The sequence below is a fragment of the Bradyrhizobium sp. 155 genome, assembly GCF_023101105.1.
Lineage (GTDB): Bacteria > Pseudomonadota > Alphaproteobacteria > Rhizobiales > Xanthobacteraceae > Bradyrhizobium > Bradyrhizobium canariense_D.
On the sequence record NZ_CP064704.1, the window covers coordinates 655,640 to 675,486 of the forward strand.

Genomic DNA, 19,847 nt, shown 5'->3' on the forward strand with positions numbered 1-19,847 from the left:
TCGGTTCTGAAATCCAGCGCCGCCGCTTGCGGCGCCGCAAACCTATACCGGCTGGTGCGTCGGGAATAGGGGCATCAGCCGGGTATTCCGCAATGAAATGGGCCGAATTTCGACGATACGATGGGGACTTGCCAAGGCGGCTTGTTAAGGCGACTTGGCGGCCGTCGCGGCAGCCTCAGCCGCTGTCACGCTGGCCCGTGCGTTCTCCTGAACCATGAATTGAGCCCTGGCGAGGTCGGCGAAATGGCCGCCTTTGGCCACGAGTTCATCGAAAGTTCCGCTTTCGATCACGCGCCCGTTCTCGAACACCAGGATACGCGTGGCATTGCGGATGGTGGAGAGACGGTGGGCGATCACGAAGGTGGTGCGGCCCTTCATCACTTCGTCGAGAGCGGTATTCACCTTGGCCTCGGTGACGGCGTCGAGTGCGCTCGTCGCCTCGTCCAGGATCAGGATCGGCGGATCCTTCAGCAGTGCACGTGCGATCGACAGCCGCTGGCGCTCACCACCCGACAGCATCCGGCCCCGCTCGCCGGCATTGGTCTCGAAGCCGCCGCTGCGCTCGATGAATTCGAGCGCCTGCGCGCGCTCCGCCGCCTTGCGCATCTCGGCCTCGGTGGCGTCCGGCTTGCCGACGCGCAAATTCTCCGCGATCGAGCGGTTGAACAGCAGCGCCTCCTGAAAGACCACGCCGATGTTCCGCCGCAGCGATGTCAGCGTCACCCCGCGCACGTCCATGCCGTCGATCCTGATGAAGCCGGACTGCGGATCGAAGGCGCGATGCAGCAGCGCAATCGCCGTCGACTTGCCGGCGCCCGTCGCGCCGACCAGTGCGATGGTCTGGCTGGGAAGCGCGGTGAAGGAGAGGTCCTCGACCGCCGGCCGCTTGCCGTCATAGGAGAAGGTGACGTCGTTGAATTCGACGAGGCCGGAGAGCCGACCCGCATCGATCGCGTCGTGCCGGTCGTGCACCGCAGGAACCGCATCGAGCACGTTGAAGAACTCGCGCAGGCGCGGGGCTTCCATGAACACGTTGTTGATGAAGCTCACGACCTGCTCCAGCTTCTGGATCAGAAGCGTCGCGAAGCTCACGAACATGACGATCTCGCCGACAGAGGTCAGCCCCTGGTCGTGCAGCGCGATGCCGAAAGTGAAGATCGCGAGCACGGTGATCGTGGTGGAGGCGCGCGTGATGACGGTGACGAGTGCCCACCACGACAGCACCGGCATTTGCGCCGCTAGCAACTCGTCGGCGACGGAGCGCAGGCCCTTCACCTCGGATTCGACGCGGACGAAACTCTGCACCAGCGCGACGTTGCCAAGGGCGTCGGACGCGCGCGCGGAGAGCTCGCTGTAGTGCTCCTCCACCTCCATCTGCATGCCGAAGGTTCTGCGCACCACGAAGGTGGTCAGCGCGGTGAAGACGATGCAGAGCACGAACAGCAGGATTGCAAGCCGCCAGTTCAGGTAGAGCGATAGCGGCAGCAGCACCACGACCGAGAGGATCGCGGCAAAATGCTCTCGAAAGAAGCCGACCCATAACCGCCACAGCGCATCTGTGCCGTTCAGCATCACCTTCATCAACCGGCCCGAATGGGTGCCCGAATGGAAGGTCAGAGGCAGCTGCAGGATGTGCTCGAAATAGTCCGTCAGGACCGCCTGCCGCTGGCGGTGGGAGAGCCGGTCGGCCTGCAACGCTACGACCGCGCTGCAGACGATGGTGAACAGTCCGAACGCGACCCATGCAACCAGGAACGGCCAGGCCGAGTTGGAGCCTGCGACCGTCTTGCCGGAGAGCACATCGACGATCCGGCCGAACAGCACCGGTTCGGCGAATTGCGAGCCCGCAAGCAGGAGATTGACGACCGCAAGCAGCCAGCCCAGCCGTGCCTCCTTACCGAGCAGCTCGAGAACGCGGGTGTAGAGGCGGAGAATGGGCATGGGCGAGGAGCTCGGGCGGCTGGAACGGAGTGAGCGCATACTCTAATCAGGGATCGCCCGTGAGATATAGCGGAAGCTGTCGGTTTTGCTCAGTTGATCAACCGCCCTGCAACTGGCGGCAAGAACCCGCTGTCGAAGATGTCGCCCGCCGCCGGCCGGTTGCGGAATTTGAAATCCTGCCCGATCTGGTCGATCGCGCGATCCATGCGCGCCGGGTCGATGTCGCCGAGGCCGTTGCGACGGACCTCGTCCGTCAGGATGTTGTCGACGAGGACGGTGCGCAGCCGCTCCAGCTCAAGATCGCGATCGCCGCCGTCGATGCGGCTCGCGGCTTCGTCCGCCGCACGCGCCGGGTCCTTGACGGTCGCGTTGATGCCGGCGATCAATGCGCGGACGAATCCCTTCACGGTGTCCGGCTTGGCCGCGGCGAAAGCCGGGTTGACCACGACGGCAAAGCCATAGGCCTCGCAACCATAATCGGCATAGCGAAGCGCGACGAGATCGCCGCCTGGCACGCCGCGGTCGCGCAGGTTCACTGCCGAGAGATAGCTGAAGCCGGCGACGGCATCGACCTGTCCCGCGGAGAGGATCGGCTCGCGCACCGCGGCGCTGATCTTGTGGAATTTCACGTGAGCCGTGTCGATGCCGTTCTGCTGCGCCAGCGCCGGCCACAGCCGCATCGACAGATCGCTATCGGCAACGCCGACGGTTTTGCCGTCCAGGTCGGGCAGGAGGTGGATGCCGCGGCTCCTGCGGGCGACGATCGCGTAGGGCGCGCGGTTGAACAGCACGAATACCGCCTTGACCGGGGTCGCATCCTTGTCGCGGAAGCGGATCAGCTCGTTGATGTCGACGAGCGCGAGCTCGCTGTTGCCCTTGGCGACGCGCGCAAGCGCCTCCGGCGATCCGGCCGCGCTGCTGAAGGAGACGTTGAGACGTTCGGCGCCGAAGCTGCCGTCCTTGGCGGCAAGAAAGAACGGCGCCATGCTCGCATCGATCGGGCGGTCGAAGGTGAAGTGGATCGCAATGGAGGGCACGACGGTCTCGGCCGCGGTAGCATCGCGCGCAGTCAGCACCGCAAGCGAGATTGCAGCGGCCAGCAGACCGCGAAGAGCAATTGTCGTGAATTCGAACATCAGTCGCGCCGGTCCGGTGTTGTTATGGCTTGGTGACGCTCGGAGCGCCGGCTGGCGACAAGCTTGTTCGCGCCAACATGAACGGCGGATGAGCGGCGGTTGCGTCACGATCACGCAACCCCGTTCAGCTTGTGTTGGGGTTGGGGAACCCAACATGGGATGCGGGTGTTTGAGAGACACGAGCCTGTCATCAGGCACCATTCGAGGTCCCAAGGAGGGTCCAGGACATGTTTGACAGATTTTCAGGATTTGCCGGCCGTAAGGCCGTTCTCGCTACCGCCGCGGTGCTGGCGCTGACCGCAATAACCCCGACCGCTTCCTACGCGGGCGGCCGTCATTGGCATGGTGGCGGCGGTGGCGCGGCGGCTGCTGCAGCGTTTGCCGGCATCGTCGGCACCGGTCTTGCGATCGCCGCGACCCGCAACGCCTACGCCTATGACGATGGCCCCTATTATGGCGGCCCCGCCTATTACAGCGGCCCTGCCTATTACGGCGACGGCCCGTATTACGGACCCGGCCCGAACTACCAGTATCAGCGTTACGGCGGCACGGCTCCGTCGGAGCTCTGCGGCCAGGGCCACCGCACCAACTGCTACTAGTTTTGGCCACAACAAAAGGTTGACCACAAACGGGCCGTCGTGCTTGCCGCGGCGGCCCCTTTTTGGGCTCTACTATCGCGCGTTAACGCGCTGGCCATGGGTTTAGAGTAGCGTCGCGTACATGAGTGATTCGCTTGAGCGGCTATATCTGGCTGTGCTCGCGGCCAGGGACCTTGATCCGGCAACATCGCGCACAGCGCGGCTGTTTCAGCGCGGCCCGTCAAAAATGGCGAAGAAGCTGGCTGAAGAGGCCATCGAGGTCGTCATCGACGCGGTCAACGGCGATAGCGAAGCCGTGATCCGGGAAAGCGCAGATCTACTCTACAATCTGACCGTGCTCTGGGCCTCGGCCGGCGTGCGCCCCGAGGACGTCTGGCGCGAGATGACGCGGCGTGAAGACATGCTCGGCATCGCCGAGAAACTGCCGAAGTCGGCTATGAAACTGCCCAAAGTTGCGTCACCGCGTGTCGCCGCCAGGCGGCCAATCGTCGCGCTCGAAGGCCGCACCGCGCGCAAGCGCCACTAGTATTGGCACAAATCGGTCCCATCTCGGCATGGACAAATCCGTCCCATGGTGCTTCATCGCGGCGCCATGCTGAAACGTATTTACGACTGGTGCATCGACGCCGCTCACAAGCCTTACGCGCTCTGGATCATGGGCGCCGTGGCTTTCGCTGAAAGCTCCTTCTTTCCCGTCCCGCCGGACGTGATGCTGATCCCGATGTCACTGGCGCGCCCGCAACGCGCCTGGGTCTATGCGGCGATCTGCACTGCGACGTCGGTGCTGGGTGGCCTTCTGGGCTACGCTATCGGTGCGCTGCTCTTCGACTCGGTCGGCCATTGGCTGATCGAAGTCTATGGCCTCGGCGGCAAGGTCGACGCCTTCCGCGCCTCCTATGCCGAATGGGGCGCCGTGATCATCCTGCTCAAGGGCCTCACGCCGATCCCCTACAAGCTCGTGACCATCACGTCCGGCTTTGCCGGCTACAATCTCGGGCTCTTCATCCTGTGCTCGATCGTGGCGCGTGGCGGGCGCTTCTTTATCGTGGCGATCCTGCTAAACCGCTACGGCGACTGGATCCGGATCAAGATCGAGAAGCATCTCGGATTGGTGGTGGCAATCGGCGCCGCGGTGCTCGTGCTCGGCTTTGTCGTCGCAATCAAATTGATCTAACGCCCAAGGCGCTTTGCCACCGCGCCTCGTTCGGCTACGGTTGCCGCCATGATGCTTCGATCCGGCAATCCGGTCCTGCGACTGGGCACGCTGACATTTGCGGCGCTTTCGGTCCTGCTCGCTGCCGGCGGTACCGGATGGCCGCAATCCGCACCGCCGGCGCTCGGCTTGCAGGAGCAAGGACCGCAGGCCGCACCGGCGCCCTCGACAGCTCCTTCGTCGCCGCCGGCGCACGAGGAAAACCCCGGGCTGATCAACGAAATGGGCAAGCTGTTCGAAAAGCTGCCCTCGATCCTGCCGCCGATCAAAAGCCCGAGCGAGACCATGAACGATTTGTCGCGCCTGGCGAAGCCGTCGACCATGGTGTCGGGACGCGTGGCCTGTCCGGCCTCGTCGAACGGCGCGCCCGACTGCAAGCTCGCCGCCGACAAACTCTGCCAGAGCAAGGGCTACACGGAAGGCAAGAGCCTGAATGCCGACTCCGCGGAAAAGTGCTCGGCCAAGGTTCTGATCCCGGGCAGGCAACGCAAACCGGATGACTGCCGCACTGATACCTTCGTCACCAGCGCGCTGTGCCAGAACTGAGGACGTCGCGCGAGCAAGCAAGGAGCGCCCATGAGCCGCACGGAGCAGGACTTCCTCGGACAGCGTGAGATCGCCGACGACATCTATTACGGCGTCCAGACCATCCGCGGGAAGGAGAACTTCCACATCACCGGCATTCCGATGAACCAGGAGCCTTACTTCGTGAAGGCGCTTGGTTACGTCAAGAAGGCCGCCGCCATGGCCAACCGCGATCTCGGCGCGGTGGACACCAAAGTCGCGGAAGCCATCATCGTGGGCTGCGATCGCGTCATCGCCGGCGATATGATGGACCAGTTCGTCACCGACTTCATCCAGGGCGGGGCCGGCACCTCCACCAACATGAACGCCAACGAGGTGATCGCCAATCTCGCGCTGGAATCGCTCGGCTTTGCCAAGGGCGACTACCAGCACGTCAGCCCCAACGATCACGTCAATTACGGCCAGTCCACCAACGACACCTATCCGACCGCCTTTCGGCTGGCGCTGATCCTGCGGCTCGAGAGCTACATGACGGCGCTGCGTCAGCTCCAGGAGGCGTTCTTCGCCAAGGGCAGGGAGTTCGAGCGCGTGCTGAAGATGGGCCGCACCCATTTGCAGGACGCGGTGCCGATGTCGCTCGGCGCCGAATTCCGCGGCTGGGGCACCACCATGGGCGAGGAGGTCGATCGAATCTCCGAGGCCCGCGCGCTGCTGCGCGAGATCAATCTCGGCGCCACCGCGATCGGCACCTCCGTCACCGCGGCGCACGGCTATCCCAAGCTCGCGGTCCGGCATCTGAGCGCGCTCACCGGCGTCGACTTCATCCTAGCAGGCGATCTCGTGGAGGCGACGTCGGATACAGGCGCCTATGTGCAGCTCTCCGGCGTGCTCAAGCGCACCGCGAGCAAGCTGACCAAGATCTGCAACGACATCCGCCTGCTCGCCTCGGGCCCGCGTGCCGGCTTCAACGAGATCAACCTGCCGCAGCTTCAGCCGGGCTCCTCGATCATGCCCGGCAAGGTCAATCCTGTCATCCCCGAGGTCGTCAACCAGACTAGCTTCCTCGTGATCGGGCTCGACACCACCGTGACGCTCGCGGCGTCCGCGGGTCAGCTCCAGCTCAATGTGATGGAGCCGGTGATCTCGTTCGCGCTGTTCTTCTCGATCCGCACCATGGAGCGCGCGGTCAACAGCCTGCGTGAGAATTGCGTCGTCGGCATCACTGCCAACGAGGAGCACACCCGCAACATGGTGCTGAATTCGCTCGGTATCGTCACGGTGCTGAAGCCGCTGCTCGGCTACAAGGAATGCGCCGAGATCGCGCGCGAGGGCTACAAGAGCGGCAAGTCGCTGCATCAGATCGTCGTCGTCGAGCGCAAGCTGCTGACCCAGGAGAAATGGGACGAGATGTTCTCGTTCGAGCGGCTGATCAATCCGGATTTGCTTGCGTGATGTCGTCGGTCCGCGCTGAATTCCGCGGCTTGGAATTGCGGTAACGGCGTCCCTCCACGGCGCTAAAACGCAATACTTGACAGTGGAAAGATTGCCTTGTTGGTATGGCTCCCAACTTCGATGTGACCGCCAACAGAGGATCGTCTCGCAATGTCCATGCCTGCCTTGTTCAAGGGACGCCTGTCGATCCCCGTGATCGGTTCGCCGCTCTTCATCATCTCGGTGCCCGATCTCGTGATCGCGCAGTGCAAGGCGGGCGTGGTCGGCTCGTTTCCGTCGCTGAACGCGCGGCCGCCGGAGCTGCTTGACGAGTGGCTGGCGCGCATCACCGAAGAGCTCGCGGCCTATGATCGCGCGCATCCCGACAAGCCGTCGGCGCCGTTTGCGGTCAACCAGATCGTGCACAAGTCGAACAACCGGCTCGATCACGACATGCAGCTTTGCGCCAAGTACAAGGTGCCGATGATTATCTCCTCGCTCGGCGCACGCGAGGAGCTCAATCAGGCCGTGCACGGCTGGGGCGGCATCGTCTTCCACGATGTGATCAACCAGAAGTTTGCGCACAAGGCGATCGAGAAGGGCGCCGACGGCCTGATCCTGGTCGCCGCGGGCGCCGGCGGCCATGCCGGCACGATCTCGCCATTGGCGTTCGTCGCCGAGACGCGAAAATGGTTCGACGGCCCGATCGCGCTGTCGGGCGCGATCGGCAACGGCAAGGCGATCCGCGCCGCGCGCATACTTGGCGCCGACTTTGCCTATATCGGCTCGGCCTTCATCGCCACCAAGGAAGCCAATGCCGTCGACAAATACAAGGAGATGATCGCGGGCGCGACGGCTGACGACATCGTCTATTCCAACCTGTTCACCGGCGTGCACGGCAACTATCTGAAGCCGTCGATTCTCGCCGCCGGTATGGATCCGGAGAACCTGCCGACGTCAGATCCCTCCAAGATGAACTTCGGCACCGACGCCTCCGGCGAGCGCGCCAAGCCAAAAGCCCGGAAGGAAATCTGGGGTTCGGGCCAGGGCGTCGGCAGCATCGACGGCATCGTGCCAGCCGCCGAAATGATCGCGCGCTTCAAGAAGGAATACGACGAGGCGGTCGATCCGCCGTTGTGAACTTCGCCGGGACGACAGCTTTTGCTCAGCACCGAATGTGCATCACGGAGAAACGATGCCTCCCATCTACCGCATCGACGGCGACAGCGTCGTCACCAGCCCGGATGCCGCGGGCCCGTGGGACCGGCGTATGCAGCACGGTTCGGCGCCGGCCGCGCTGGTGACGTGGGCGGCTGAGCGCATTCCGACGCCAGTTGCAATGGACATCGCGCGCGTCACCATCGACCTGATGCGCCCGGTGCCGGTGGCACCACTCACGATCGCGACCGAGATCTTGCGCGAGGGCCGCAAGATCCAGCTCTGCGGAGTCAAGCTGCTCGCCGACGGCGTCCAGGTGGTCGGCGCCACCGTGCTCAAGATCAAGCGCCAGGCGCTGACGCTGCCCGAGCACGTCAAGGCGCTGCCGGTTACGCTGCCGTCGCCGGAGGACTCGCTGCTCGAGGACGGTCATGCCGCTACCAGCCCGTTCGTACGTTCAGTCTCGATGCGCGCTGCGCGCGGCCGCTTCGGGCAAGCCGGCGCCGGCGCGATCTGGTTTCGCGTCGACCATCCCCTGATCGCGGGCGAACCGCTCTCCCAGGCGACGCGCGCCGTGGTCGCGGCCGATTTTTCCAACGGCACCGCCTCGTCGCTCGATTTCCGCGCCTGGACCTACATCAACGCTGACCTCACCGTGAGCTTTGCGCGCCAGCCGGTCGGCGAATGGATCCTGCTCGACGGTGATTCCTGGATCGGCCCCGATGGTGCCGGGCTTGCGATGTCGCGGCTCGCCGACCGGCAGGGCTATTTCGGCCGAGCCGTGCAAAGCCTGGTGATCGAGAAGCGGTGAGGCACCTTATCTATCCCACCATCCGGCCCCGCCCGCTCCAAAAGCTCGCGCGCAGCATCTTCTTGTCGACCTTGCCGACGCCGGTCATCGGGAGTTGCTTGACGAACTGGATCTGCTTCGGTGCATGAGCCGAGCCTTTTCGCGTCTTCACCAGATTGATCAGTTCATCGGCGTCAGGTTTTGCGCCTTCGCGCAGGACGACGACAGCGGTCACGGCCTCGCCCCATTTCTCGTCGGGGATGCCGACGACCGCAACCATGGCCACATCGGCGTGCTGTGACAGCACGTCTTCGATTTCCCGCGGAAAGATGTTGAAGCCGCCGGAGACGATCATGTCCTTCTTGCGGTCGAGGATGAACATGTAGCCGCGATCGTCCTTACGAGCGATGTCGCCGGTGTGCACCCAGCCGTTCTTGAGCGTCTCGGCGGTGGTGTCGGGCCGCTTCCAGTACTCCGCCATCGCATGCGGAGCGCGCACGCAGATTTCGCCGGCCTCGCCCGTCTTCACCTCCTGGTCGTTGTCGTCGAGGATCTTGACCTCGCACGCCGCGATCGGGAAGCCACAGGACAGGAACAGTTCGGGCGTTTTGGGATCGTGATCCGCCTTGCGCAGCACCGAGATTGGGTAGCATTCGGTCTGGCCGTAGAGCTGCGAGAACACCGGCCCGATCCGTTCGATGCCCTCGACCAGCCGGCTCGGCGACATCGCGGAGGCGCCGTAGAGCACCAGCTCGAGCGAGGAGAGGTCGGTCCTGCTCAATGCGGGATGATCGAGCAGCACATAGACCATGGTCGGCACGAACAGCGTGAAGTTGATGCGCTCGCGTGCGATAGTCCCCAGCACCGCCTCGGGATCGAAACCCTTCAGCATGTGCACGGTGCCGCCCCGCATCAAGGTCGGTAGCACTTTCGTGCCGGCGACATGGCTGATCGGTGCCACCGCGAGGTAGCGCGCGCCATCGGGAATCTCGAAGTCGGCGAGGATCGCGGCCGCGGCTCCGGCATTTTCGCGGTGGTAGCGCAACGCGCCCTTGGATTTGCCGGTGGTGCCACCGGTGTAATTCAGCGTGGAGAGGTCGTCGGGTCGGGCGAGGCAATGCGCGCTGGCATGGCCTTCGATCTCGATCGCCTGCAAGAGATCGACGCCATAGTTGGCCGGTCCCGTGGTGAACACCGCCTTGAGCCAGGTCGCCTGCGCGGCGAGCTCGCCGCCGCGATCGTGGAAGGCGGCCGCATCGACCACCAGCACCTCGGCCTCGGAATCCTCGAGCTGGAACATCTGGTCTCCCGGCGATCCCAAAGGATGCAGCCAGGTGACGCAGAGCCGCGACAATTGCGCGGCAACGCCGGCGCACCAGGTGTCGGCGCGGTTCGCGGTGAGGAAGGCGACCCGCGCGCCGGGCTGCAATCCAAGCCGCATGAACACGCCCTGGATGCGCCCGATCAGGTCGATGGTGCCCTGATAGCTCAGCGATCCGCCGGGCCACGCGAACGCGGTTCGGCCCGGATAGCGCGACAGCGCCCGCAGCGCCTGCGCGCAAGTCGGGGACGATGCATGGAGCGGATCGGACATATGTTTCCTCGCTGCTTTGTTATCGGCTTCCGGCGTGCCAATGTTTACCGCGACGCTAGCACAGGGAATGCGGGATGGAACGACTAAGCCCGCGCGAGGGAGGCACGCGTGACGTCAGATCGGCTGCAACATTTCCACGGTCGTCTCGCCCTGCCGCTGATTGCCGCGCCGATGTTTCTGGTGTCGGGCGTCGAGCTCATGGTCGCGGCCTGCCGCAACGGCGTGATCGGCAGCTTCCCCACCGCGAATTGCCGTAGCACCGAACAACTCGATGAATGGCTCACCGACATCGAAGCGCGGCTGCGGCGGCATGAAGATCAAACCGGCCGAAAGGCCGCGCCGCTTTGCCCAAACCTGATCGTGCACCGCTCCAATGCACGGCTGGAGCAGGATCTCGCCGTGTTGCTGCACCACAGGCCGGAGATCGTCATCACCTCGGTCGGCTCGCCCACGACGGTGCTCAAGCCGCTGCACGACGTCGGCGCATTGGTGCTTGCGGATGTTGCCTCGATCCGCCACGCCGAACGCGCGGCGGAAGCAGGTGCCGACGGGCTCGTGCTGCTTACCGCCGGCGCGGGCGGGCAAACCGGCTGGCTCAACCCGTTCGCCTTCGTCCGCGCGGTGCGTGCGTTCTACGATGGCATCATCGTGCTCGCGGGGGGCATCAGCGACGGCCACGCATTGCGCGCGGCCGAAGTGCTCGGCTGCGATCTCGGCTACATGGGTACGAAGTTCATCGGGACGCGGGAGAGCATGGCGGATGAGCGTCACAAGCAAATGCTGGTCGACGGCAGCGCGGACGACATCTTGCTGACCACCGCGTTCACGGGCCTGCAGACCAGCATGCTCAAGCCGTCGATCCTGGCAGCCGGTCTCGACCCCGACGATCTGCCGGCGCGCGGTGCAATCGACGTCGGCAAGGACATCGAAGTCAACGCGCGCGAGAGCCGCCCCGAGCGCTGGCGCGATATCTGGAGCGGCGGGCATTCGATATCGGGTGTAACCGAAGTGATGGAGGCCAACGATCTCGTCGCGCGGACGGTCGCGGAGTATCGAGAGGCGGGTGGCCGCCTCTCCCCGTAAAAACCGGAGACCGACAGGGCCCGTCCCCTCCATCACAGTTAGTCGAGCGCTCCTTAGAAGCGGTCACTTAACGGCAGATTAACCATCGATCGCCCAGAATCCCCTCAGGCGCCAATCAGGACCGAGAGGGACAGGCGATGGACTTCGACTTTCTCAACGCCAAGACGGCGGCTTCGCTGGACGAAATTCGCGTTCGCGTGGCCCATGCGCTGGCCCGCCACCCGCTGTGCCGCAATGTTCGCTTCGACATCGTCAGCGTCCCCCGCACCCGCCGGGGCGGCAATTGGACGGTGGCGCTGCAATCGGTCGAGCCGCGTGGAGTCTGGGAGGCCTCGGAGATCGTGGCCGACATCCAGGACGCTTACGATCTGGCGCTAGCTGCTTGATTTTGTTGACCTTTCCAGATCATGTCGCCGCAGTCCGCGCGATTGCCGCCGCGATGGCACGGTTAAGCCTTAATTTTCGCCCAGTTTGCGGGCAGTGATCACGTGGACTTGAAGCCGGTTGCGGAGAGACGTTTGTCGAAAGCCATCACCATCGTCGTGCTGACCTGCTTCCTCGTCCTCGGCGCCGCCACCACCGCCATTCTCGGCCGCGATAGCGTGCCCAGCGTCAGCGCCGAAATGATCACGCAGGCGCCGGCGCCCAAGCTGCTTGCAACCAATCGGGCCGCCAAGGCCGACCGTCTGGTTCCGACGCTGGCGCTAGCCTCGGCCGCCATCGACCCGGTTCAGGTTCCGGCGGACAAGCTCTCGCAAATGCCCGTGCTGACCGAGCCGCTGCGTCAGGCGTTTGCCGCCGCCACGCCATCCGATTTCCCGATGCCCAAGGCGAGCGTGAACGAGGCTCCGGCCGCTGCAGAGATTCCTGCCGTCGAAGTCCCGGCCAAGCCGAAGGTCGTCGCCAAGCCGCAGCCGCAGAAATCCTATTCGCTGTTGTCCGACGTACAGATTGCGGGCATCAGGGACCGTCTGAAGTTGTCGTCGTCGCAGGAATATTACTGGCCGTCGGTCGAGACCGCGCTGCGCAACGTTGTCCGCAAGATCTCGGCAAACAAGCTGTCCAATCCGAACGTGCAGGGCGTGCCGATCGATCCCAATTGCGACGAGGTCCAGCAGTTGAAGTCGGCCGCGATGCCGCTGCTGTTCCAGCTGCGTGACGACCAGAAAGAGGAAGTGCGCAAGCTCGCCCGCATCATTGGGCTCGAGAAGGTGGCGCAGCAGATCTGACGCGCAAGTTCCTTCCGGAACTGCGGCTATATCGGGAACATCCTGCAATTGACAAGCGTTGCCCGCTCCAAAGAGGGAGTGGACCAATGCGCGCCTCGACAGCCTATTTCGTCGGTGCAGGAACCATCGTCGCAGCCATCGCCATTGGTCTCGGCGGCGGCATTGTCGCCGGCAATATCATGAATCCGGTCTCGCCCAAGCAGGGGCCTGATACCAGCAAGATCGCGCAGCGCGCTGACGCCAAGCCCGCCACGACGGAAGCGCCATCCGAGCGCCTGCAATATCTCACCGGCTCGCAAGCCTTCGGCGCCATGGTCGCCGCGCCAGCGCAGGCCGAAGCCAAATCCGACGCCAAGGCCGAGTCCAAGCCTGAGGCAAAGTCCGAAGCGGTGAAGCCCGACACGCAGACCACTCAAGCCAACGCTGAACAGCCAGCGCAACAGCCTTCGCAGGCGGCAGCGGTGGAGCCCCCGAAACCGCCACCGGCGTCGCCTCCGCAAGTCGCAAAGCCTGCCGAGCGGCAAGCATCGACAGAGCCGTCATCCTCATCCGACAACGCCTATGCCAAGGCCAGGGATTCTGACGTCAAGCGCGCCACGTCTGAACGGCGCCGGACGGAGCGCCGTGAGCGCTGGGCCGAGCGCCGCCACTACGATTTCCGCGATCCGCGTGGGATGCGCGACCGCACCGATTGGGACGACGTCGCGCGCAACATCCGCGAAGATGCCGATGCGCGCGAGGTCCCGAGCAGGCCGCGCGGCGGCTTTCCGCAGATCAGGCTATTCGGCGACGACGATTAGCGTCCATCCTCGCCGTCGTGCGCGCGCCCGACCTATGACCGGCGCATCGACGTCTATGGCCTGACGGCTTTGACGCCGCCGAGATTTGTGTTGTGGACGCGAGCACTCACCCGCCGTGTGACTCCACGACCTTGCGGCAGCCGTCCGAAAGCTTCGACTTGTTCTCGCGCAGGCAGGCATTCATCTGTGGCGGCTTGCCGATATGTTCGGCGCAGAATTTGTTCGCGTCGCTTCGGCAGGTCATCTGCTCCTGCGGCGTCGGACCGGATTGCGCAGCGGCGGTCTGGGCGGTAGCGGCGAGCAGCAGCACGGCAAGAACCGAGATCTTCATAAAACACCTCCTTGGGAATGTCGTTGGTCCCGCCTGGGATCAAGCGGGCCGGACCATCTCGCGAGCGCCGGGCGCAGGTCCATGCCATGTTCATGGCATCGGCCAGCCCCTCCCGCCGCCGTACCCCCATTTTCATGGCATGTATCAGCGCGCCGTCTTTTGTCATTCAGGCTGCACGTCGGCCGCGAGACCCGGTGATTGCATCGGGACGCCGAACGGGAAGCAGGAGAGCAAGATGTCGAAAAGAGCGGGAGCGCTGAGCGCCGGGCTGACAATTTTGGCGCTGGCAGGTGCGGCGACGGTCTCGCTGGGCACGAGCCCGGCGCAGGCGGTGGTCTATTGCAAGACGGTCGGCATACCCAAGGGCTGCGTGGTGCGGCCGAGAGCGGCAGTGGTCGCTGCGCCGGCCGCCGCAGTCGCGGTCGCGACACCCGGGGTCGGTGCGCCCGGTGTCGGCGTGCGCGCGGGCACGCCGATGAATCGCGGTGGTCCGGTCAATCGCGTCGGCGTGCGCTGAGAAAGACGAAAGAGTTCGGGCGAAGGAGCATTGCGGACGAACCCCCGTCTTCCGCAGGCAAATCATCCGGCCCGTCCCTCTCTCCGCGCGTCCCACACGTTCGGAGAGGGGGCTTTTCAGCCGACGGCGGCACCGCTGTCGGGGAAAATCTGCGGCAATTGCAGCCGCACGCGCGTGCCTGAGGAATCCGAGCTCAGATCGAGCATCGCCCCGCAGCGCGCGGCACGGCTCCTCATGTTGCGAAGCCCCCGCGCGGTCTGGCCCGCGTCGGTGGCTCTGCCGCTGCCGACCGGCGCAGAACCGTTCGCAAAGCCCTTGCCATCATCCGCGACCTTGATCACACCGAACGGCCCCTGACCTTCGTCGACCGTCTCGATGGTGACCGCGATGCGGCGGGCCTGTGCGTGCTTGACCGCATTGGTCACGGCCTCGTCGAGGATGCGCACGATCTGGATGACATGCCATGGCCTGAGCTCGGGATGCAGCGGCAGCCCCTGCGGCGTGGCCACGTGCCAGTCGAGCGCGATGTCGTGCGGTCGCAATTGCGCGGTCGCTCGCTCGCGCCAGGAGCCGAGTGCGAGCATCAGGTCGCCGCCGATGTCGTCCATGGAGTCGATGACGAGGCGGAGGTCCTTCAGCGCCGCACGGGCAGCGTCGGTGATGGTCGCGCCCTCGTGCCCGCGCTCGGACAGTGCCACGATGCTGATGAGCTGGCCGCCGAGGCCGTCATGCAGGTCGCGCATCAGCCGCGTGCGCTCATTGGCGAGCGCGGCTGCCCTTGCGCGCTCCTCCTCGCGGGCAAAGCTCGCCTTCAGCCGCTCCTCGGCCTCACGTACGCGCGTCACGAGCTGGTCGGCAAAGCTGTCGACCTGGTTCAGCGCGCGCGCGAACCGCCAGGTCAAGCCGGCGCCGATCGCGACCAGCATCGCCGAGTAGGACAGGCGCGAGAGGAAGATGCGCTCGTCGGTCACGATCTCGAACACCGACAGCATGTCGTGGACCCAGCAGATCAGCACGATGGTCACCGCGCAGCCGAGCGTGAAGCTTGCCGCGTCCTGCCGCCGCACCACCGCGGCAGCGGTGACGCAGGCCATCAGGAGCAGGCAGAGACCGACGGTAGGAATGCCAAGCAGGAGAAACAGAATGCGCGGCAGCGGCGGGCCGGCGATCAGTCCGACGCCGAACACGACGAGCCCCGGCGCGAACAGCAGCATGCCGTAGCGCGGCCAGCGCCAGCCGAAGAACAGCACGCCGAAGACGACGACCAGGGCGCTCTCGATCGGTGCGGACGCGAGCAATACCGCGGCGAGCCGGGACGTGTTGAGGGGGGGCACCGGTGGCGGCGCAAAGGCCTGCACTACGCCGAGTACCATCGCCACGGCCAGCACGCCGTAAACCGGCTCGCGGCGGCGCATCAGCCACATGATCGCCAGGATGACGGCGAGGATCGACTGCCAGGCGGAGAACACCACGGGCAACGTGACGAACATCAGCGTGCGTGTCTCGTAGGCCGGCCGCAAGGCCGCATCCAGCCCGACATAGACGGTGTCGAGAAAGCCCTTGAGCGGTCCCCAAACCAACAGCCGTACCGCGATCTCGTTCGTGCCCTCGCGCAGCAGCGAGGACGGGATCGCCCCGATTTGCGGAGTGTTGCGGTCGGGTCGGTTGGCGTTGGCATCGCGTCGGGAATCCAGGATGACGACGCCGTTGATTGAGACTTCCACCGCGTTGCTGAAGCGCGGCAGGAATACCGACCATCCCGACGCGACATCGCCGCGGCGGAACGTGAAGGCGCCGGTGTAGAGCGGCGGGTCGGCCAGGGAATAGCGTGACGACGTGAAATGCGGCAGCGTCACGGGACGTGCCACGCCGTCCTCGCGCAGCGAGAATTCGCTCAGCGCAAAGTCGTCGGGGTCGCTGGGCTGGAGCAGCCGCAGCCCGAGGACGGTCGCGACCACTATCAGCGCCTGCAGCAGCAGATAGGGCACGAGACGCGAGACCAGCAGCCGGCGCCGCCCGGGTTTGACCGGTGCCTTGGCCACGATCTCGCTCACAGCTTGATCAGGCCCTGCTGCACCGCTTCGAACACCGCTTCGCTGCGGGTGTGCACTTCGAGCTTGCGATAGATGTTCTTGATGTGGCCGGGCACGGTCTGCCGGGACAGGCCGAGATGGCTTGCGATCTCGGCGTAGCTGAAACCTTTGGCAATGCCCCAGAGGATGTCGATCTCGCGTGGGGTGAGCCTTGCGGTGTTGAGCGCGGGGCCCGGCGGAGGCTCGGCCGCATTCTGCGCGGAACCTTGCGTCCTGCGCACGATGAAGCGGGCGATCGAGGCCGAGATCGGCGAATGGCCGGCGACAAGATCGCGCACGGTGGTGGCGATATCAGTGGGGAACGCATCCTTCAGGAGATAGCCGGTGGCGCCAACCGTGATCGCGGAGATCACACTTTCTTCGTCGCCGAGCGCCGAGATCACCATGATCTCGGTGTCGGGAAAGCGTTGCCTTGTCTCGCGGATCAGCTCGACGCCGTGGCCGTCGGGCAGCCGCAGATCGGTGAGCAGCACGCGCGGCACAGCCGCGCTCAGCGCCGAACGAGCCTCTCCCAGCGTACCGGCGCTTCGCACCTCGTAGCCGGCCTTGACCAGCGCGTCCTGGAGCCGCCAGCAGGTCGGCGCGTCGTCCTCGACGAGGAGGATGGTGATGGCTTCACCCGTCTCGCCCTGTTCGGTCATGATCATCGTCGTCCTGCACCGCGTGTCCCCCGCGGCGCAGGGCCAAGTTTAGCCGCGGTGCGGGCGCCGCGACACCCATAATCATGGGGGCGCAAGGCATCGGTCTGGCGTTCCCGACGCGATGCCTACTGCTTCGTCGCACTGGCTCGTCCGGCGGCATGGGCGGGCCCGGCAGTCGCTGCACCAGATGCGCGGTACCGGCATTGTTCTTGTAGAACTGCTGATACGGCTCCTTGATCAGGTCGAGCTTCGTCGGCCGCAGTCATGCCGCCGGAGGTTTGGCCTGACGCCCACGGCGGCACCGGGAAGTGAGATAGGCCACAGACGGGTTGACTTACGGGAGGAGACCCTCGAAATCATCCCGGAGCCAGCCTAGGGCTCCTTGACGGAATGAAGCCTGCACCATGGTCGGATTGATCCTCCCGGCTCCGATGTCACGCCTGCAGCGTCTGGCCGGCCGTGTTGCGCTGGCGATTGCTCTGATGCTGGCAGCGGCGACGACCGCGCAGGCCGACAAGCGAGTGGCGCTGGTCCTTGGTGTGTCCAACTACCAGAGCGTCGCGCGGCTGGCCAATCCCGACAGCGACGCGGCCGCCATCAGCGACGTGTTCAAGCGGATGGGGTTCGATATCGTGGAGCTTCGCCGCGATCTCGGCGTCATCGAGATGCGGCGGGCGGTGCGCGATTTTGCTGCGGTTGCCGCGGATTCCGACATGGCCGTGGTCTATTACGCCGGTCACGGCATCGAGGTGAACGGCGCGAACTTCCTGATTCCGGCAGATGCCAGGCTGCAGAGCGATTTCGACGTCGAGGACGAGGCGGTCCCGCTGGACCGGATTCTCCAGGCGATAAATCCGGCGAAGCGGCTGCGGCTCGTCATCCTCGATGCCTGCCGCGACAATCCATTTGCAGAGCGGATGACACGCAGTGTCGCCACGCGTTCGATGGGCCGCGGCCTCGCCAAGATCGAGCCCGCCACGGCGGATACGCTGATTGCGTTCGCCGCCAAGGCCGGCGCGGTCGCCGGCGACGGCGACGGTGCGCACAGCCCGTTTGCGACCGCGCTCCTCAATCATTTGGCGACACCGGGCCTCGACCTTCGCCTGACGCTTGGCCGGGTTCGCGACGAGGTGCTCAAGAGCACGGGGCGGCGGCAGGAGCCCTTCGTCTACGGATCGCTCGGCGGCGACACCGTGGCGCTGGTGCCGCTGATTGCCCCAAAGGTCGATCCGGACGCGGAGTCCCAGCGAGACTACGAATTTGCGGCGCAGATCGGCACAAGGGAGGCGTGGACCTCGTTTCTCGGCGTTCACGGTAGCGGCCCCTACGCTGTGTCTGCTCATGCGGCCCTCGACAAGCTGGATGCGGCGGAGAAGGCCCGTGAAAAGGCAGACCTGCTGAGGCGGCAAGCCGAACAGCAAGCCAGGCAGAAGAACGAGGATGTCAAGAAGCAGATCGAGGAGCAGGCTGCGCGCCAGGCCGAGCAGGCGAAGCTCCAGGTCTCAGAACAGGCCCGGCGCGATCTGGAGAAGGAGCGCCAACGCATCGCCGAGCAGGCCAAGCGCGAGCTCGACGATGCCCGGCGGCAGGTTGCGGAGGCGCGCCGGCAGGCGGAGGATGCGGCCCTTCAGGTCGAGCAGGCAAAGAAGCAGGCCGCGCTGGACGCGCAGCAGCAGATCGAGGCCGCAAGGCGCGAACAGGAACAGCGCGAGCGGGAGCGACAGGCCACACTCGCCGCGCTAACTCCGCCGGCTGCGCCTGCCCCTGCGTCGGTTGTCGTGCCGGCAATGGATCCGGCGGATATTGCACGCCTGCTCCAGGCCCATCTGAAGCGCGTCGGCTGCGATCCCGGGACCACCGACGGTGCCTGGACGGCGCCGTCGCAAAAGGCGCTCGACAATTTCAACCGAAACGCCGGCACCAGATTCGACGTCAAAGTTGCCAGCCTCGATGCGCTCGATGCGGTGCGCGGCCGGCCCGATCGTGTCTGTCCGCTGGTGTGCGCCAAGGGACAAAAGGCAGAAGGCGATCGTTGCGTCCAGATCGTCTGCGACGGCAATGACGTGCTGGATGCCCAGAGCACGTGCCGCCGGCGTCCCGATCCGCCGCCGCAGAAGCCAAAGGCGGTATCGCGCCAGGAGCCGAGCCCGCGCGGTCGCGCACGTCCGTCCGGCGGAGCCGATTCATGCGGAGGCAGCTGTGAGGGTGATTGAGACCGGTGCCGAGAGCACGGTGCTTCGGCAGCTCACAGGCTGGGAACGACGTTGACCTTGACTTTCAGATTCAGGAACGTGCGCTTGCCGGCGCCGTCCTCGAAGTAGAGTCTGCTCTCGAAATGGTCGCTGCCGGTAAAGCCGGAATTCGGCCGGTACACAGCCTTCGTCGAGTTGACCAGGCTGTAAGATCCGTTCGCCGGAGAGACGACGACGTCCTGGCCCACGAACGGACCCAGGGATTGGAAATTGAACCCGCAACCGCGGTCTTGCGCGACCCGCATCGGGATGACGACATTACAACCCTGGCAGATGTTGAAATGCGGGCGACGGCAAGCTGCGTTGGCATTCAAGCCGTGGGCGTTTCCGTAGCTCTTGTAGCCCGGGCGCATCTTGTCGGCGCTCGCAGTGCCGGAAAGAAGCAACGAGGCGCTGGTTACAATCGACAATACAACTGTCATGAAAGGACGGATCATTCTGAAAACCCCTTGGCGGCCAACGAAGCAAAAGCGATTTATGCCGACATAGAAGCTCAAGCGCCCCGGGGAGGCAA

20 protein-coding genes are annotated in these 19,847 nt (G+C 65.1%); 13 read left to right on the forward strand and 7 right to left on the reverse strand.

What is annotated here, in order from left to right; translation table 11 throughout:
• Window positions 1-144: 144 nt before the first annotated feature.
• Both IVA93_RS03180 and IVA93_RS03185 read right to left on the reverse strand, forming a co-directional pair.
• Window positions 145-1,941: a glucan ABC transporter ATP-binding protein/ permease gene (locus IVA93_RS03180; protein WP_018453143.1), complete on the reverse strand. Its 1,797-nt coding sequence runs from the start codon at window positions 1,939-1,941 to the stop codon at window positions 145-147.
• A gap of 89 nt (window positions 1,942-2,030) precedes the next feature.
• Window positions 2,031-3,077: an ABC transporter substrate-binding protein gene (locus tag IVA93_RS03185; protein WP_018453144.1), complete on the reverse strand. Its 1,047-nt coding sequence runs from the start codon at window positions 3,075-3,077 to the stop codon at window positions 2,031-2,033.
• A 227-nt stretch (window positions 3,078-3,304) separates the two neighbouring features.
• Here IVA93_RS03185 and IVA93_RS03190 point away from each other — a divergent pair, with 227 nt between their 5' ends.
• From IVA93_RS03190 to IVA93_RS03220, 7 genes are all read left to right on the forward strand, one after another.
• Window positions 3,305-3,676 (forward strand): hypothetical protein, encoded by a 372-nt coding sequence (locus IVA93_RS03190; RefSeq protein ID WP_018453145.1) that lies wholly within the window; start codon window positions 3,305-3,307, stop codon window positions 3,674-3,676.
• A 121-nt stretch (window positions 3,677-3,797) separates the two neighbouring features.
• Window positions 3,798-4,202, forward strand: coding sequence for a phosphoribosyl-ATP diphosphatase (gene hisE, locus IVA93_RS03195; protein ID WP_007597487.1), 405 nt, complete (start codon window positions 3,798-3,800; stop codon window positions 4,200-4,202).
• A 45-nt stretch (window positions 4,203-4,247) separates the two neighbouring features.
• A complete protein-coding gene (locus IVA93_RS03200) occupies window positions 4,248-4,850 on the forward strand; it encodes a YqaA family protein (RefSeq protein WP_085385485.1) in 603 nt (200 codons plus the stop codon).
• A 48-nt stretch (window positions 4,851-4,898) separates the two neighbouring features.
• Window positions 4,899-5,435, forward strand: coding sequence for a hypothetical protein (locus tag IVA93_RS03205; RefSeq protein ID WP_018453147.1), 537 nt, complete (start codon window positions 4,899-4,901; stop codon window positions 5,433-5,435).
• Between the two features lie 30 nt (window positions 5,436-5,465).
• Complete coding sequence (locus tag IVA93_RS03210; RefSeq protein WP_018453148.1) at window positions 5,466-6,866, forward strand: aspartate ammonia-lyase; 1,401 nt, start codon at window positions 5,466-5,468, stop codon at window positions 6,864-6,866.
• Window positions 6,867-7,016: 150 nt separating this feature from the next.
• Window positions 7,017-7,985: an NAD(P)H-dependent flavin oxidoreductase gene (locus tag IVA93_RS03215; RefSeq protein WP_247789701.1), complete on the forward strand. Its 969-nt coding sequence runs from the start codon at window positions 7,017-7,019 to the stop codon at window positions 7,983-7,985.
• 55 nt (window positions 7,986-8,040) lie between these two features.
• Window positions 8,041-8,814: a thioesterase family protein gene (locus tag IVA93_RS03220; protein ID WP_247299252.1), complete on the forward strand. Its 774-nt coding sequence runs from the start codon at window positions 8,041-8,043 to the stop codon at window positions 8,812-8,814.
• A 10-nt stretch (window positions 8,815-8,824) separates the two neighbouring features.
• Here IVA93_RS03220 and IVA93_RS03225 read toward each other — a convergent pair whose 3' ends face one another.
• Window positions 8,825-10,387: an AMP-binding protein gene (locus IVA93_RS03225; protein WP_018453150.1), complete on the reverse strand. Its 1,563-nt coding sequence runs from the start codon at window positions 10,385-10,387 to the stop codon at window positions 8,825-8,827.
• A 108-nt stretch (window positions 10,388-10,495) separates the two neighbouring features.
• On the opposite strand from IVA93_RS03225, the gene IVA93_RS03230 reads away from it, so the two are divergent.
• The 4 genes from IVA93_RS03230 (at window position 10,496) to IVA93_RS03245 (ending at window position 13,499) form a co-directional block, all read left to right on the forward strand.
• Window positions 10,496-11,470, forward strand: coding sequence for an NAD(P)H-dependent flavin oxidoreductase (locus tag IVA93_RS03230; protein WP_018453151.1), 975 nt, complete (start codon window positions 10,496-10,498; stop codon window positions 11,468-11,470).
• Between the two features lie 137 nt (window positions 11,471-11,607).
• A complete protein-coding gene (locus tag IVA93_RS03235; protein ID WP_018453152.1) occupies window positions 11,608-11,856 on the forward strand; it encodes a hypothetical protein in 249 nt (82 codons plus the stop codon).
• A gap of 132 nt (window positions 11,857-11,988) precedes the next feature.
• Window positions 11,989-12,699 (forward strand): hypothetical protein, encoded by a 711-nt coding sequence (locus IVA93_RS03240; RefSeq protein ID WP_018453153.1) that lies wholly within the window; start codon window positions 11,989-11,991, stop codon window positions 12,697-12,699.
• Between the two features lie 86 nt (window positions 12,700-12,785).
• The gene (locus tag IVA93_RS03245; RefSeq protein ID WP_018453154.1) at window positions 12,786-13,499 is read left to right on the forward strand and encodes a hypothetical protein; all 714 of its coding nucleotides are present in this window, start codon (window positions 12,786-12,788) and stop codon (window positions 13,497-13,499) included.
• Window positions 13,500-13,605: 106 nt separating this feature from the next.
• Here the strand turns inward: IVA93_RS03245 and IVA93_RS03250 are convergent, their stop codons facing one another.
• Entirely contained in the window at window positions 13,606-13,830 is a 225-nt protein-coding gene (locus tag IVA93_RS03250) for a cysteine rich repeat-containing protein (RefSeq protein WP_018453155.1), read from the reverse strand.
• A 235-nt stretch (window positions 13,831-14,065) separates the two neighbouring features.
• On the opposite strand from IVA93_RS03250, the gene IVA93_RS03255 reads away from it, so the two are divergent.
• Window positions 14,066-14,347: a hypothetical protein gene (locus IVA93_RS03255; RefSeq protein ID WP_026232471.1), complete on the forward strand. Its 282-nt coding sequence runs from the start codon at window positions 14,066-14,068 to the stop codon at window positions 14,345-14,347.
• Between the two features lie 116 nt (window positions 14,348-14,463).
• Here the strand turns inward: IVA93_RS03255 and IVA93_RS03260 are convergent, their stop codons facing one another.
• Together IVA93_RS03260 and IVA93_RS03265 are read right to left on the reverse strand one after the other, a co-directional pair.
• Window positions 14,464-16,401 (reverse strand): ATP-binding protein, encoded by a 1,938-nt coding sequence (locus tag IVA93_RS03260; protein WP_247299254.1) that lies wholly within the window; start codon window positions 16,399-16,401, stop codon window positions 14,464-14,466.
• Complete coding sequence (locus IVA93_RS03265) at window positions 16,398-17,081, reverse strand: response regulator (RefSeq protein WP_018453158.1); 684 nt, start codon at window positions 17,079-17,081, stop codon at window positions 16,398-16,400. Before IVA93_RS03265 ends, IVA93_RS03260 begins: the two co-directional genes overlap by 4 nt.
• A 404-nt stretch (window positions 17,082-17,485) precedes the next feature.
• On the opposite strand from IVA93_RS03265, the gene IVA93_RS03270 reads away from it, so the two are divergent.
• The gene (locus IVA93_RS03270; protein ID WP_247337574.1) at window positions 17,486-19,294 is read left to right on the forward strand and encodes a caspase family protein; all 1,809 of its coding nucleotides are present in this window, start codon (window positions 17,486-17,488) and stop codon (window positions 19,292-19,294) included.
• Window positions 19,295-19,326: 32 nt separating this feature from the next.
• Here the strand turns inward: IVA93_RS03270 and IVA93_RS03275 are convergent, their stop codons facing one another.
• The gene (locus IVA93_RS03275) at window positions 19,327-19,770 is read right to left on the reverse strand and encodes a hypothetical protein (RefSeq protein ID WP_157643169.1); all 444 of its coding nucleotides are present in this window, start codon (window positions 19,768-19,770) and stop codon (window positions 19,327-19,329) included.
• Between the last annotated feature and the right edge of the window lie 77 nt (window positions 19,771-19,847).

Coding starts and splice junctions, on each gene's coding strand:
- IVA93_RS03245 (WP_018453154.1), top strand. CDS start 12,786: ATGCGCGCCTCGACAGCCTATTTCGTCGGTGCAGGAACCATCGTCGCA.
- IVA93_RS03200 (WP_085385485.1), top strand. CDS start 4,248: ATGGTGCTTCATCGCGGCGCCATGCTGAAACGTATTTACGACTGGTGC.
- IVA93_RS03180 (WP_018453143.1), bottom strand. CDS start 1,941: ATGCCCATTCTCCGCCTCTACACCCGCGTTCTCGAGCTGCTCGGTAAG.
- IVA93_RS03270 (WP_247337574.1), top strand. CDS start 17,486: ATGGTCGGATTGATCCTCCCGGCTCCGATGTCACGCCTGCAGCGTCTG.
- IVA93_RS03235 (WP_018453152.1), top strand. CDS start 11,608: ATGGACTTCGACTTTCTCAACGCCAAGACGGCGGCTTCGCTGGACGAA.
- IVA93_RS03225 (WP_018453150.1), bottom strand. CDS start 10,387: ATGTCCGATCCGCTCCATGCATCGTCCCCGACTTGCGCGCAGGCGCTG.
- IVA93_RS03185 (WP_018453144.1), bottom strand. CDS start 3,077: ATGTTCGAATTCACGACAATTGCTCTTCGCGGTCTGCTGGCCGCTGCA.
- IVA93_RS03275 (WP_157643169.1), bottom strand. CDS start 19,770: ATGATCCGTCCTTTCATGACAGTTGTATTGTCGATTGTAACCAGCGCC.
- IVA93_RS03265 (WP_018453158.1), bottom strand. CDS start 17,081: ATGACCGAACAGGGCGAGACGGGTGAAGCCATCACCATCCTCCTCGTC.
- IVA93_RS03250 (WP_018453155.1), bottom strand. CDS start 13,830: ATGAAGATCTCGGTTCTTGCCGTGCTGCTGCTCGCCGCTACCGCCCAG.
- hisE (WP_007597487.1), top strand. CDS start 3,798: ATGAGTGATTCGCTTGAGCGGCTATATCTGGCTGTGCTCGCGGCCAGG.
- IVA93_RS03255 (WP_026232471.1), top strand. CDS start 14,066: ATGTCGAAAAGAGCGGGAGCGCTGAGCGCCGGGCTGACAATTTTGGCG.
- IVA93_RS03210 (WP_018453148.1), top strand. CDS start 5,466: ATGAGCCGCACGGAGCAGGACTTCCTCGGACAGCGTGAGATCGCCGAC.
- IVA93_RS03215 (WP_247789701.1), top strand. CDS start 7,017: ATGTCCATGCCTGCCTTGTTCAAGGGACGCCTGTCGATCCCCGTGATC.
- IVA93_RS03205 (WP_018453147.1), top strand. CDS start 4,899: ATGATGCTTCGATCCGGCAATCCGGTCCTGCGACTGGGCACGCTGACA.
- IVA93_RS03190 (WP_018453145.1), top strand. CDS start 3,305: ATGTTTGACAGATTTTCAGGATTTGCCGGCCGTAAGGCCGTTCTCGCT.
- IVA93_RS03220 (WP_247299252.1), top strand. CDS start 8,041: ATGCCTCCCATCTACCGCATCGACGGCGACAGCGTCGTCACCAGCCCG.